General features: G+C 54.2%; 9 protein-coding genes and 1 pseudogene. All 10 read right to left on the bottom strand.

The genetic code is table 11. The annotated features are described in order from the left end of the window. Positions 1-181 precede the first annotated feature (181 nt). Entirely contained in the window at positions 182-1,084 is a 903-nt protein-coding gene (locus tag RM6536_RS02445) for an aminotransferase class IV (RefSeq protein ID WP_005509006.1), read from the bottom strand. A gap of 212 nt (positions 1,085-1,296) precedes the next feature. Next, on the bottom strand, positions 1,297-2,547 hold the full coding sequence (locus RM6536_RS02440; RefSeq protein WP_060823899.1) for a multidrug effflux MFS transporter: 1,251 nt from the start codon (positions 2,545-2,547) through the stop codon (positions 1,297-1,299). Between the two features lie 834 nt (positions 2,548-3,381). Beyond that, positions 3,382-4,050, bottom strand: a complete 669-nt coding sequence (locus tag RM6536_RS02430; RefSeq protein ID WP_060823897.1) for an aminobenzoate synthetase — start codon at positions 4,048-4,050, stop codon at positions 3,382-3,384. Beyond that, the gene (locus RM6536_RS02425) at positions 4,047-4,526 is read right to left on the bottom strand and encodes a low molecular weight protein-tyrosine-phosphatase (protein ID WP_231917985.1); all 480 of its coding nucleotides are present in this window, start codon (positions 4,524-4,526) and stop codon (positions 4,047-4,049) included. The genes RM6536_RS02430 and RM6536_RS02425 overlap by 4 nt, the downstream gene beginning before the upstream one ends. Positions 4,527-4,618: 92 nt before the next feature. Beyond that, positions 4,619-5,341, bottom strand: a pseudogene (locus RM6536_RS08920) (pentapeptide repeat-containing protein); the annotation flags it as partial. A gap of 12 nt (positions 5,342-5,353) precedes the next feature. Beyond that, the gene (locus RM6536_RS02415) at positions 5,354-6,268 is read right to left on the bottom strand and encodes a hypothetical protein (protein WP_060823894.1); all 915 of its coding nucleotides are present in this window, start codon (positions 6,266-6,268) and stop codon (positions 5,354-5,356) included. A 143-nt stretch (positions 6,269-6,411) separates the two neighbouring features. Beyond that, positions 6,412-7,695, bottom strand: coding sequence for a hypothetical protein (locus RM6536_RS02410; RefSeq protein ID WP_145974234.1), 1,284 nt, complete (start codon positions 7,693-7,695; stop codon positions 6,412-6,414). Positions 7,696-7,811: 116 nt separating this feature from the next. Then, entirely contained in the window at positions 7,812-9,461 is a 1,650-nt protein-coding gene (locus RM6536_RS02405; RefSeq protein ID WP_060823892.1) for a pentapeptide repeat-containing protein, read from the bottom strand. A 160-nt stretch (positions 9,462-9,621) separates the two neighbouring features. Further along, the gene (locus RM6536_RS02400) at positions 9,622-11,265 is read right to left on the bottom strand and encodes a pentapeptide repeat-containing protein (protein WP_060823891.1); all 1,644 of its coding nucleotides are present in this window, start codon (positions 11,263-11,265) and stop codon (positions 9,622-9,624) included. Between the two features lie 160 nt (positions 11,266-11,425). Then, positions 11,426-12,826 carry a pentapeptide repeat-containing protein gene (locus tag RM6536_RS08985; protein ID WP_145974233.1) on the bottom strand — a complete coding sequence of 467 codons (1,401 nt, stop codon included), beginning with the start codon at positions 12,824-12,826 and terminating at the stop codon, positions 11,426-11,428. Positions 12,827-13,568 lie beyond the last annotated feature (742 nt).

Here is a 13,568-nt window from a genome sequence, read left to right as displayed (position 1 = left end):
ACGTGGGTAGGGAGGTGCCCGTACTCTTCCTTCGCTCCTACAGGGGCACCCGCCCTCGCTTCGCTTCGGGCACCCTGATGTCGCTTCAGGAAGGTACAGGCACCTCCTGTCCTTGACCTCAGACAGCACGAAGGGACGGTATTATCCTCGCTCGGATAATACCGTCCCTTCTCGTATGCGTTTAGCTCTGCTGCGCCAGGTAGTTCAGCAGCGTAGCGGTCAGCTCCGGGTCATGCGCCAGCGCCGTACCGTTCAGGTGAGTCACCGGCGCAATCAGACGCACCGACGACGCCAGCCACACGCCGTCCGACTCGAACAAATCCTGCGGGTAGAGCGGGCCGAAACCCAGCTCCCAACCAGCCTGGCGTGCCGCCTCGAACACCGCGCCCTGCGTAGTGCCGGGAAGGATGCCGTGGCTCGGCTCAGGCGTGTACAGCACCTTCTTGCCGTCCTCAATCTTGGCAACCAGCACCGAAGAAGTGGCGCCCTCAAGCACGCGACGCTCATCAGTGATGAAGATAGCGTCGTCCGCACCGCGCTCCTGCACATACCGCAGAACCGCCATGTTCACCGCGTAAGAGAGGGTCTTCGCGCCCGCCAGCAGCCACGGGTAGGCGCTGTTATCCATCGGCTCGTGGCCACGCGGCAGCAGCATCGCCTTCACACCCTCGGTACGGCGCTTCACAATGGACGCGGGCACCGGCGACGCCATAATCAGCGTGTACGGGCCCGGCTGCATGGAAGTCACCGCCTGGGTGGGGCCGCGCGAAATAATAATCTTCACGATGTGCTCTTCACCCAGCGCAGTCTCGGCACCGGCGGTCGCCTCACGCATGAGGCGCTCCACCGCCGAACGCAGAATCTCAGGTTCCGGGTCGGGCAAATCCAGCATGCGCGCCGAGGATTCGAGGCGGGACAGGTGCATGCCGAGCTTACGCACGCGACGGTTGACGGACAGCATGGTCTCGAAGACGCCGTCGCCGCGGGTGAAGCCCTGATCATCAACGCTGATGAGGGGCACGGACGGGTCAACGAAGATGCCCTGCGGGTTCTGCTCGTTCAGAAGAATTACGGTACTAGACATAGTTTTATTGTACGTTCGCATCCCTAACCGGCGAGGGAAGACGGTACTCACCCTTGTTCCTGCAGAGGCAGATACGCGAGGCACGCAAAAGGACGGTGTTATCCACGCTCCTACAGGGGCACCCGTCCTCGCTTCGCTTCGGACACCCTGATGTCGCTTACGGATAACACCGCCCCTCCTGGGCATGCGCACAGATATGTACTTGTGAACGGCTAGTGGCCCGCCGCCGGAGCTTTGTGGCTCAGACCGTCCGCCGAGTAGTCCGAATCCTTACGCGGCGTAGTCCACAGCACCAGCGCCGTCAGGACCGCGAAACCCAGGATGGAGAAGCCCATCGGCAGGTACTCATGCTCACCAGCAATCGACACCAGCGGCGCCGCCAACGCACCCAGCAGAGCCTGAACCGTGCCCATCACCGCCGACGCACTACCTGCCATGTGGCGCGCCTCGTTCAACGCCAACGCCGAAGCATTACCAAAAATCAGACCGCACGAGCTGGTCAGCAGGAACAGCAGAATCAGGGTCGGTACCAGCGAAATACCGACCAGGAAGCTGACCGTCAGCAGCGCAGAAACCACGAGCAGACTAATCACACCGACGTTCACGATGCGGCGCTGCGCCACACGACCCACCAGCTTCGTCGCAATCGCACTGAACAGCACAATGCCGATCGAGTTCACACCGAACACGATCGTGAACTGGGTTTCGGACAAGCCCAGAATCTTCTGCAACACAAACGTCGAACCGGAAATGTACGAGAACAGCGCACCAAACGCGAAGCACATCGTCAGCATGAAACCCAGGTAGCGGCGAATCTTGAAGACCTTCGGCAGCTCAGAGTACACGCTCAAGGCAGTGCCCTGGTAGCGTTCCTCCACCGGCAGGGTCTCCTTGATCACGAAGATCACGCCGAGCATCATAACCGCGGTAATCACGCTGAGCACATGGAAAATATCGCGCCAATTACCCCACGACAGCACCCAGCCACCAAACAGTGGCGCAAGCACCGGCGCGAAGCCGTTAATCATCATCATGACGCCCATGAGCTTAGCCGTCGCCAGGCCCTGAGTCGTATCAGCCACGATGGAACGCGCCAGCACCGCACCAATCGAACCGGCGAAACCCATCATGAAACGCGCAAAAATCAGCAGCTCAATATTCGGCGCGAAACCACACGCCACCGTCGCAATAAAGCAGATGACCACACCGAACAGCAGCGGCTTGCGGCGGCCCGTCTTATCCGACAGCGGACCCACGACCAGCTGGCCGAGTGCCATACCAACCATGAATGCGCTCAACGTCAGTGACGCGTTCGTGCTGGTAGTGTTCAGGTTCTCAGCGACTGCAGGCAGCGCCGCCAGGTACATGTCCGTAGCCAGCGGTGCGATAGCAGTCAGCAGCGCCAAAACAACAACGAAAAGGGGCGATAGCCCAAAAGAGGTCTTAATCGACTTCGAAGACATTAGTCTTAGTTTTTCTTTCTGCGTGATGCGCGTGCAACGGCGCCTGCGGCTCTACACAACGTGGATGCGGTGGTACCGCTCCGGGGGATGAGCTTGCGCAGGCTAGAAGCACAACCTTTTCACGGTAGCAGAATTGGGTGTGGCTTCGTAAGTTAAATGTTTGACATTTTTTCGATTCGGGAGGGACGCTCCGTTTAGTTCCTTTGTGCTTGGTTGGCTTACTAGTTGGCATAGAAGGCGGCGCTCGCCCTCGTTCCTACAGGGGTAGGGGGGGGGGAGGGTGCGCCACATATTTCCTCCGCGCCTACGCAGGGGCACCCGTCGCACAGACGCTCCGCCTCTCCTTGCTCCGCTGCGGAGAGCGTCTGTGCGACACCCTGAGGGCGCTTCCGGAAAACGTGGCTGCACCCAACGCATGCTGGGGTAAAAGGATGGTGTTAGCCACGCCCCGTTGAAGAAATATTTGAGAAATATTCTTGAGAAGGATTGCTCGGGGCGACCGCATAACTTACGTTGGTCATACCACGCGATACAACCGGAGGGAGCACCTCAGATGCGCAATCACTATTACAAATATTTGCTATGCATCCTGCTGCTTATAGCTTGCGTCTTGCTCATAATCCTTGCGGTGCTTTCTAACAACAACCCGGGTAACGAAAAAGACGGCACAGCCTCCACACACGCGCCGAGCAATACCTCAACCTACTGGGATAAAGACCGCATGGAATCCGCCAGCCCGGCTCCCATGCCTAAGTAAAACAGCCTCTAAATAGCGTAGGGCCCAATGCTTCGAGATACACCAAGCATTGGGCCCTACTGTCTTGTAGGTGGCTGCTACTGCGCCGCGCTGTCGTAGATAAAGTCCACGGTCGCGTAGTCCTCCGGGATTTCGGCGAGCAGCGCCTCCTCCTGCGCCGCCCAACGCTCCCAGTGCGGGCGGAACGTGTCACCGTCACGAGCCATGGCGCGTTCGTAACGCACCTCGTCCGGGGCGGTGGCGAGAATACGCACCTCGCAGGCGCCCGCAATCGCGCCGACACCCTCACAGATGATGACCTGCGTAGCCGCCGGGTCGACGGTGCGCACCTCACCGGGGGCGCCCGCCTCCCAATCCCACGGGGTGTAGGTTCCGGCGATGCCCTCGGTCAGCTGCACGGATAGCGCGTCCCACGCCTCCACGCCGTCGAAGAGGCCGTCCCAGCCGGGGTAGAAGTCGTCCAGGTGCAGCACGTGCACGCTGTGGCCGGCGGCGGTGAGCTCCTGCTCAAGCTGCGCGGCGAGGCTGGTTTTGCCGGTGCCGCTACGGCCGTCAATGCCGATAATCAGCGGGATCTGCGCGAAGTCGGCAAGGAACTGCGCACGGAATTCGGTGAATTCGGCGGTGTCCATGTCAAAGTCGTTGCCGATGCCGTGCTCCAGACGCAGCATGTCTTTGCAGAGCTCCAGGATTTCGGTGGTGCCGGTGACGCGGCGGTTCTGGTTCAGGGGGATACGCTGACTCACTGTGCGTCGCCTTCCTGCTTGAGGTGGTTGATGAGGCCGCGTGCGGCGGCGTCAATGAGGCCGGTGGTGTACACGAAGTCGCGTTCGCTACCGTACCAGGGGTCGTAGATGCCGAGCTGGTCCAGGTGGGTGGTGGTGACCTTCGGGTCGAAGCTGCGCATCATGCGGATTTTGGCTTTGTCCTCGTCGTTGCGGGCGAGGGCTTTGAGGCGCAGGTAGTGGGGTGCGTCCATGGCGAGGATGAGGTCGTTGCGGTCGAAGTCCTCGACGGTGAAGACGCTGGCACGGTGCGCGGACGGGTCGATACCGCGGGTGGCGAGCTGCGCGGCGGCGCGCGGGTCGATGCGGTTGCCTTCCTCTTCGTTGCTGATGCCGCTGGAGGTGACGGTGACGGGCACGCCGGCTTCTTGGGCGTGCTGGCGGATGAGGTATTCGCCGACGGGGGAGCGGCAGATGTTGCCGGTGCAGACAGTCATGATTCGGTACATGGTTCTAGTGTATCGGTGGGGTAAAGGGCATGGCACAGCCCCGCTGGATCAGAGAATACGGGCGGGGCTGTGCTGGTGGGCTACTCCTGGTGAAGGGGAGAGCGGTAAATTCTGCAGCATGTGACACTCATATGGGTGTACTCCTGGGTTTTTTCATCCCATGAACCTGGGTCAAAAACTACGGTCCCGAAGGGGATGCTGACGGTTTTATCCCCGAGCGTTGCACTACCAAGTTCAATAGGCTGGCTTCCGGAACGAACAGAGAAGTTGCTCTCTATCCAATTGACTTGGTCAGAGAATCGGGCAGAGTCAGAACCCTCTGCAAATGTGGGTGCATACTTTTCGAAGTAGGAGCCCCGGAGGGTCATTTCTCCGCTGAAGGTTGCATCCTGGAAGTATATGTATTTGCTGAAAGTTGTCCCCTCGAAGCGTGTACCTCCATTGAAGGTCGTGCCTATAAAGTATGCATCTCCGGTGAAGGTCGCGCGCGCAAAGTATACGTATGAGTCTCTGTTGAAGGTCGCGCGCGTAAAATATGCATTTCTGTCGAAGGTTGCGTTCCGGAAACGTGCCTCTCCGGTGAAGGTTGCCGTCCAGAAGTTCGCGTCTCCGCTGAAATCCGCGTCCAAGAAGTCTGCGAATCTGTTGAAGACCGCGTTTGAGAAATCTGCCGTTCTGCTGAAGGCTACGTCTACGAAGTATGCACGTTCGTTGAAGATCGTATATCTAAAATCTGTGTTTCCTGTAAAGATTGCGCCCGTGAAGTCTGCGTTTCCGGTGAACTTTGCGAATATGAAGTTCGTGTTTCCGTAGAATTAGGCAGAGCTGAATTGACCTTGTTCAATGGTGAGGTTGTTCAGGGGATAGAAAATGGGTGCTCGGCTGAAGTCGAACTTGAAGCCGCTCCACGCGCCGGATTTAACAGTTACCTTCTTGTTCTCATCCACACTGACAGTGCTGCTACGTTTGCTCATTTCCTCGAAAATGGCTCGGCGTACGTCCTGTTCTTCGTAGAACTTTACATAGTCTGTGGTGATGTCTTTAGGTTTTTCATATTCATCAGAATCTTCGAAACGCTTAAGTAGAACCTGAAGCAGTGAAGACTCTTCTTCACTGAGCTTCTCGGATTCTGATTTCTGGAGCTTTTCTAGTTCTTTGCGGGCTTCGTATTCTTCAAATTTTGCCGCCAGGGGGAAGGGCGAACGAATGTAAGAACAGAGGTTATTGATAATAACCTGCCCTTCTTCCTGCTGTTTATCTTCGGCGAGGCTATCGTCTGCAAGCCATTCATCGACCAAACCTACAAGGGTATAGATACCGCCCAGACGGACGGCTGCTTTTTCGTTAGCCAGCTGCTCTACAGCCGTGGTGTAACGGCTTCGGTGTTCCGCATACACCTGGCGGGTATGGTCGTTCTCGTTTTTCTTTTTCTCTTGGTTATTCTTTCGGTGGGTTTCACCAAGAGTAATGACACCGAGAAGACCACCGGTGGTGTAGAGAAGAGCCTGGCGAAGAGCTGAGCCATCATCCTCTTTCCCAAAACCTGAGTTAACTGCGATAGGCAGGAAGAAAGCTGCGGCTCCGCCCAAGACCGCGATTGCACCAAGCCAGCAGTAGAACAGGGGTACTTTCTTCTTTAGCATGGTGAAATGTGCAGTGAGTAAGAAAGCGACAACCAATGCTGCGCATATGCTAAGTAGCCAGTAGGACCCCGTTGAATCTAAATACATGTGTCTAGTTCTCCTATCTACTTTGAGAGGAACAGATAATTTTTATCATAGCGTGAAACTGTTTTTGTCGGCCTCGGGTAGCCAAGCCACGGAGGCTCCATCTACTGGAATTGAATAGATGGAGCCTCTAAGGGAAAAATTTATTATATTACATAGTGGTCTGCTGTAATTTCAAGATTTTGAAATTCATATTCGTATGTGTTTGGGTCGAATAATAATGACTCAATAGGGATTTTAACCTTTTTTCCTTTGAGCTTCCGGAGGGCTAGATTTGTTTTAACGTTATTAGAGTTAAAATTGTAATCGTGCCTATTTGAAAAATAGGTCCTTGGGAAGGCGTGATTTAGTCCTATTGAATCCCCCTCTGGGAATTCCATATTATTAAATGATGCATTGTCAAAAAATCGTGCACTCATAAATTCAAGGAGGTCGACTTCGAGCATATTGATTGCAGAGAATATAAACTCTCCTTCGGCATGAAAGTCAATAAACGAAGTTTTTCCTGCAATATTTGATGATTTAATATGGAATCTTCCTGCGGATCTAGCGCCCCAGAAGCTGCAATTTCCCGAAAAATTGCACGACGTAAACCCAGTGCCCGGTGCAAACCGAGCCTCTGAAAAAATTACATTGTGAAGATTTAAACCGTGCAGTGGCTTTCCAATCCATAAATCTGAAAAGTCGTAAGTAATTTCTTTCCATGGGGTATCTTTTTCTGAATTAGAATTGTAGAATGAGCTAATTTTTTGTAGCGTATGGACGATGTTTTCTGTAGAATTATTTCCTTGTTCTTTAAGTGTGCTGCAGAGTGCATCTATAATTCGCTGAGATTCGTATACTGCGTCCCCTTTGTACTTTTCTGGTGTTTTGGTTATCCAGGTATTTGCAAAGTCAATATAGGTGTTGATGTCATCTTTCTTTAAAATTTTGATATTTTCTTTAAAATCGGAAAACTTTCTTCGCCAATCCTCAGACGTATCTTTCCATCTCAACGTTTCTTCTATTTCCATTTTTTTCATGTCAATATCGATGTCGTGTGCATTTTTTATTTTGTCGTTATAATTCTTCCAATTGGTCTGTAGAAGAGTCAAAATAGCGATGACGCCGCCAGTTATATAGAGAATGTGCAGGCGAAGATCTGCAATTACTTTGCCCTCAGGGTACTTGTCTTTGTCGGAAGGGGGGATAAAAGAGCCTAATGATCCAATGAAGGGAATCTTGTCCCATGATTTCCACTGAGGGACTGAGAGGGCGAGGAACCCTCCAAGAAGTCCAAGGCCCACAAGGAGGCCAAAGAAATGACGAATATAAAATGGCGTTTCGGAGAAGAGAAATCCATACACATGTGGAAACTTTTCTCTGAGACATTTTTGAAACAAGCTGGGGGTTTTGCCCTGTTGCTTTGATGAAGGTTCGTTGCTAGGCAATGTTTTCTCCTATCTTCTCTGAGAGGAATGGTCATCATTCAGGATAATGCAAACTCTCCTGACCTGGCCATAAGCGAAGGCCCCACCACACATTCACGTGGCGGGGCCTCTAGCTATTACTGCGCGGGCTCACTCAGGCGCGTGTACTCCTTCTGCCGTTCATCCCAAGACGCCGGATCGAAGAGCACCGCCCCGACCGGGATACGGTAGCCCGCTCCGTTCAGCTCGGCTGTGCCCAGCGGAATAGGCTGGCTGTCCTCGTACACCGCGAAGTTATGCGCCTCGTGACCGGTAGACGGCGTAGCGAATCGCGCCCGGCACATCTCGCCCGAGTCAGCATCCTCAGCTGCGAAGAGCAGCGGGCTCTTCACGAAAGACACATCGCAGAAATCTGCAGCACCCATAAAAGACGCTCCGTAGAACTCAGCGTCAGCCTCAAAGGTAGACTCACTGAAATCTGCGCCTTGAGTAAAAGCCGCCTCACTAAAGTCAGCGGTTTGCGTGAAAGTCGCCCATTTGAAGCGTGCGACCTGCGCGAAAGCCGTCTCACTGAAGCGGGCATCTTGGGTAAAAGTTGCCCCATTGAAGTCTGCAATCTGACCGAAAGCTGCCCCGATGAAGTGTGCGTTTTGAGCGAACACAGCCCAGCTGAAGTCTGCGTTCTGAGCAAAATTTACCCCGCCAAAACTAGCGTTCTGGATGAAAGCTGCCCCGGTGAAGTTCGCCTCCTGAGCGAATTCCACTCCGCTAAAATGGGCGTTCTGCATGAACTTTACCCCGTCGAAATGCGCGCTCTGTATGAAGGACGCTCCGCCAAAGTCTGCACTATGAGTGAAGGTTGCGTGACTGAAATTCGCGTCGCCAGCGAAGGTTGCGTCACCGAACCCCGCGATAGATTCAAAAGTTGCGCGGCTGAAATCCACGGCTCCCACAAAAGCTACCCCGCTGAAATCTGAACCGTTGCAGAACCTCGCCGCAGAGAAATCGGCGTTCTCAAGAGTCAGACCGTCGAGAGGGTAGAAGATGACCGCCCGGCTGAAATCGAACTCAAAGCCGCTCCACGCGCCGGGGACAACAGCCACCTCACCCTTCTCTTTTTCAGCAAGGGTGCTGCTGCGCTTGCTCATCTCAACGAAGACGCTGCGGCGAACATCCTGCTCACCACGGAAAGCCGCCAGATCCGTAGCGAAATCACCCGCATAGTCAGCGGGCGGCGTATCGGATTCAAAAGCTTCTGCCTTGAACGCCCGCGCGAACGGCGAACGAACATAAGCACAGAGGGCATTGACGACGACCTGCCCCTCCTTCTGCCGCGCCTCAACGCTGAGCTGCTCGTCAGCGAGCCACTCATCCACCAGACCTGCAAGCGTGCTGACGGCACTCGCACGGACTGCCGGGTTCGGATACGCCAGCTGCTCAACTGCCTTGCTGTAACGGGTACGGCGCTCGGTGTGCACCCGCTGGGGGTGTTTCAGCTTTTTCTGGGCGTTCATGCGGTGGAACTCCCCAAGAAAGAGAACGCCCAGCAGGGTACCGGTGATGAAGAAAATGAACGGCTGAACCTCAAAATGGGTGATGCCAGGATCAAAGATGAAAGGCATAAAACCCGCCGCGACAATGCCCAAGAGAGCGATAGCCCAAACCCAGGTGCGGAAGCTAGACAGCTTCCCCTTGAGGTTGCCGAACTGCGCGGCGAGCGGGAAAAGCAGAATGACGACTGCGCAAGCTATCAGCCAAGCCCACGCGGTGCTGGGTGCCAGATGCATGTGGTTCTCCTGTCATCGTTGAAAGGAACGGGTCATATTCAGCATAGTGTAAAAGCGGCTGGGCTTGGGCTGTCACTGGTCACTAGCACAGACCCCGCCAGCGCTGGATGTGCGGGCGGGGTCTGTGGGAGCTTCCCCGATGGTAGGGGAGAGCTATGTGTTACTGTGCGGGCTCACTAACGCGGGTGTACTCCTGTTGCTCTTCATCCCAGGAATCCGGGTCGTACAGCACCGCACCGACAGGGAGAATGAACGTTCTATTAAGAAGCTCCGCTGCGCCACAGCTGAAACCGTGCGGGCTCTCCGGGCGTGCCTCGAACAGGTAATCCTGCGGATCCGCCTGCGCCGAGAACCGTGCCCTCTGCAGCCGCCTCTCCAAAGCCTCAAAGGACGGCTCAACGTACGCGAAGCTAGTCTGCCTGAAATCAGCCTTCTGACTGAACGTCGCATCCGCGAAGTAGGCGCCCTCAAAGCTCGCCCCGTTGAAGCTCACCTCCCGCGCGAACGTCGCCTTGTAGAAGCCGACATGCGCCGTGAACGTCGCCTTACTAAAGTCGGCATCCTGCGCGAAGGTCGCGTTACCGAAGTTCGCTCTCTGCGGGAAGTCCATCTCATAGCGCGTCCTCGGAAGCGCAATAAAAGACGCCCGGCTGAACGTGGCGTCGCCGTCGAACCGCGCCCCACCAAAATCCTCGTACTGTGTGAAGGACGCCCCGCTAAAGTCCGCCGCGCTCGCAAAGCGTACGTTGCTGAACATTGCGGACTGCTTGGTGGCTATTCCGGCAAAGCGCGCGACCCCGCCGAACAGCGACTTGGAGAACACCGCCGGACGGTTGAAGACCGACGCGGCGAAGTGTGCCTCATCGTGGAACGTGGAGGCGGTGAATACTGCCTTTCCGTCGAAGGTGATTGCCGCGAAGCTGGCTATGCCCGCGGTGTTTAAGCGTGAGAAGTCGGCATCGGATTTGAAGGTGGATACCGCGAAGTCAGCCGCAGCTGAGAAGACCGCGTCTGAGAAGTCGGCCTCGCCGGTGAAGGTTACGGTCGCGAAGCTTGCCGCGTCTGCAAAGCGCGCCCCGCTGAACCCTGCCGCGCCCGCGAAGTGTGCGGCGCTGAAGCCCACCCAGTCGTTGAAATTTGCGCTGTGGAAGGATGCGTCAGCCGTGAACTGCGCCGCGGAGAAGCTGGCGTCACCGTGGAAGGTTGCGCCGAAGAAATCCGCCGTGCCGTAGAAAGTTGCGGAGGCGAAATCGGCGTTCTGAAAGTACAGCTGCTGTAGCGGGTAGAAGATGGGCGCGCCACCAAAGTCGAAGCGCAGGCCAGCCCACATTGGTGATGACGGTGGCACCGCGTGCTGGCTTTCTCCGTTGCCTTCTTTGTTGCTCTCAGCGACGGCGGCGAGGCGGCGACTGAACTCCATGAAGACCGTGCGGCGCACTAGCTGCTCTTCGCGGAGTGCCTCCTGATCGCGTGTAAAGTCGCCTTCGTACCCTTCGGGTGCCTCGTCTGATTCTAGGACCTGCCGGTTCTGCGCGAGGGAGTAGGGCGTGCGGATGCACCCGGTCAGCGCGTCGATGATGGTCTGGGCTTCTTCACGGCGCACCTGCTCGGGGAGGGATGCGTCGGTGAGCCATTCGTCTATGAGGTTCGCGAGCGTGTACGCTCCGCTCAAGCGTGCGGCGGGCTGCCCGTCGAGGAATTGTTCGAGGGCGTGCGTGTAGCGTTCGCGCCGTTCAGCCTGTTGGTTGTGTGCCGGGGTGTTTTTGCGTTGCCACAGCGCGGTGAAGAGTTTGTTTAGGTTCATGGTGGTGTGCCCTTCTTGCTCCGGTGCTGGCTTATATCCAGCATAGGGGAGAGCCCCGATCTTTCGCGCTCGCACTGGTTAAAGAAGAAGCCCCGCCTGCATGAGAGGTGCAGACGGGGCTTTTAGAGAACTTACCTCCTAGAGGGCGAAATGTTCGGTGTTACTCTGCAGGTTTGCTGACTCGGGTATATTTCTGTTGCTTCTCATCCCACGAATCAGGATCGTAGAGATGGGAATTAACAGGAATCTTCGCCTCATACCGTTTACATCTTCTTTTACCCACGAGAGTTACAGATTTGATATTTATTGTGGGTATATCAAGATGATTGAGGTCAAGGAATTTATGCACGGAGGAACAACTGAAAATAGAACCATCAAAGGAAACCTGACCATCTTGTAGAGCTGGTGTGATTATAGTGGGTCCTTTGAAAATTGAACTATCGAATATTGCGCCTGCCTTAAGTGTTGTTGCCTGAAAATTTAATTCTTTTTCAAAACACGAATTACTGAAAAGAGCTGTCCCCTGGAAGCATGCGCATGAGAAGGAAACGTCTCCGAAATAATGAGTATCAGCAAATATTGGAATTCCTTGGAAGTCTGAAAAACTAAAATCTGCTAGCCCAAAGAATTTTGAATTACGAAAATTTGGACTGAAAAACCTTAGTCTATTAAGAGGATAGAATATGGTTGATTTACTAAAGTCAAATTCAAACACATGCCATGTTGTGTAATCTCGTTTTTCTTTCTCGTCAAGGGGGTGAAGGCGGACACTTATCTCATTAAAAATGCTTCGGCGCACTTCTTGTTCTTCGCGAAAGGTTGCCTGGTCTGCGAAGAAGTCTCCTGCGTAGTCAGCAGGAGGTGTATCACCGCTAAGAATTATTGCTTTTCGAGCCAAAGGGAAAGGTGAACGAATATACTCGCATAAAATATTTATAATATTTTGCCCATTTTTGCGAGCCTGGTCTTCTGGGGGGTCGGGGTCCCTGAGCCACTCGTCCGCAATAGATGCAAGGCCTTGAATGGCGTTAATTTTTGAATAACGATTTTCGCTTCTTAAATTATCCACAAGAAGCCTGGTTCGTTCATGGCGCTGAGATTGGGGGTCAGAAGAGATGTTCTGGACAACGGAGATGTGGTTGCTTGACGGTTTCTGTATGAGTCCAAAGATTCCGAGAAGTGCGGAGATAAATCCGACAAAATCATTAAACCATTTTAGATTCAGTATTGATAATAAAGCAAAAATAAATCCCACTGGGAAAATGAGATATTTTAGATCTTCAAATAGGTATTTTATGAGTTTTTTAGATTTTGATTTTGAATTATTTCGGAGAATTAGTATGTATATTATAAAAATTATCGAAAGGATGAAGAATGTCAATAGATTTAAAAATTCATATTCAAATGGAAATGGCGCATTTTTTAGCGAATTTTGAAATATCGAGATTAAGCCATGGATGATTAGGGCGATGGCGAAAATCCAACCCGATATTTTCGTTGATCTATATTTGACGGTTTTGCTTTTGGACGCGCTGGTAAGTCCATGGCAGCCAGTAGGCACTGGGTTACTTTGCTCTTGCATGGGGGCCTATCTACATTGAGAGGATATGGTCGTAACCAAGCATACGGCAGGCGGGTAGCCTCAAGCCACAGGTGAAGGTTAGAGAAATTGTGGGTCGGACAAGCGAAGACACTGCCGTAGAGTGAGCGATGAAGCTTGCAGACAGGTACTCCATATATAAGAGAAGCGAAACTCTGAGATCTCAGGTGGGTGTCTGCAGCTGAGGCGCCTGCACGAAGCGCACCTCTAACAACGCCGCCAGAGGCCTAGCCGCCAGGCCTAAGAATCGCGCCTAAAAATCACCCCGCACACTCTATATAAGGTGCTCCCAAACCGCCTTTCGGCACCTCTCGCACCCCAATTTTTGGGTTTTTCGCCCTTTTTCACCCGATTTTTAAAAATTTTTTCGCCCCGACCGCCCGGTAGCGTCCGCCGTGCGCTGAATCGCTGCGCCGCGCCCGCATCCAGACCAAAAACCCCGGAATTCCGCGGCAAAACCGCCCATTCGCGCCTCGCCGCCGCTCCGATTTTCCCCGCAAAACACCCCTCCGGCACCCCGAAAAACCCGCCCCTCACACGAACTCGCGAAAAAAAGTTGAGTTAAATACGCTCAAGTCTCTTGACAGCCCTTCCGAGAGGGTGCATACTTGAGTACACAAGGCTCAAGGAAGCCGCGCAGACCACCCCACACGGGCGGCACGCGCAGCACCGACCGCCTCCAAAACTTTCAAACTAACCCGCC

The sequence above is a fragment of the Rothia mucilaginosa genome (genome assembly GCF_001548235.1).
Classification (GTDB): Bacteria; Actinomycetota; Actinomycetes; order Actinomycetales; family Micrococcaceae; genus Rothia; species Rothia mucilaginosa_B.
This window is presented reverse-complemented; position numbering and strand designations above follow the sequence as displayed.

Excerpts from the sequence above, each read along its gene's own strand:
- RM6536_RS02415 (WP_060823894.1), bottom strand. The coding sequence starts at position 6,268 with ATGTATTTAGATTCAACGGGGTCCTACTGGCTACTTAGCATATGCGCA.
- RM6536_RS02405 (WP_060823892.1), bottom strand. The coding sequence starts at position 9,461 with ATGCATCTGGCACCCAGCACCGCGTGGGCTTGGCTGATAGCTTGCGCA.
- RM6536_RS02445 (WP_005509006.1), bottom strand. The coding sequence starts at position 1,084 with ATGTCTAGTACCGTAATTCTTCTGAACGAGCAGAACCCGCAGGGCATC.
- RM6536_RS02425 (WP_231917985.1), bottom strand. The coding sequence starts at position 4,526 with ATGACTGTCTGCACCGGCAACATCTGCCGCTCCCCCGTCGGCGAATAC.
- RM6536_RS02400 (WP_060823891.1), bottom strand. The coding sequence starts at position 11,265 with ATGAACCTAAACAAACTCTTCACCGCGCTGTGGCAACGCAAAAACACC.
- RM6536_RS02440 (WP_060823899.1), bottom strand. The coding sequence starts at position 2,547 with ATGTCTTCGAAGTCGATTAAGACCTCTTTTGGGCTATCGCCCCTTTTC.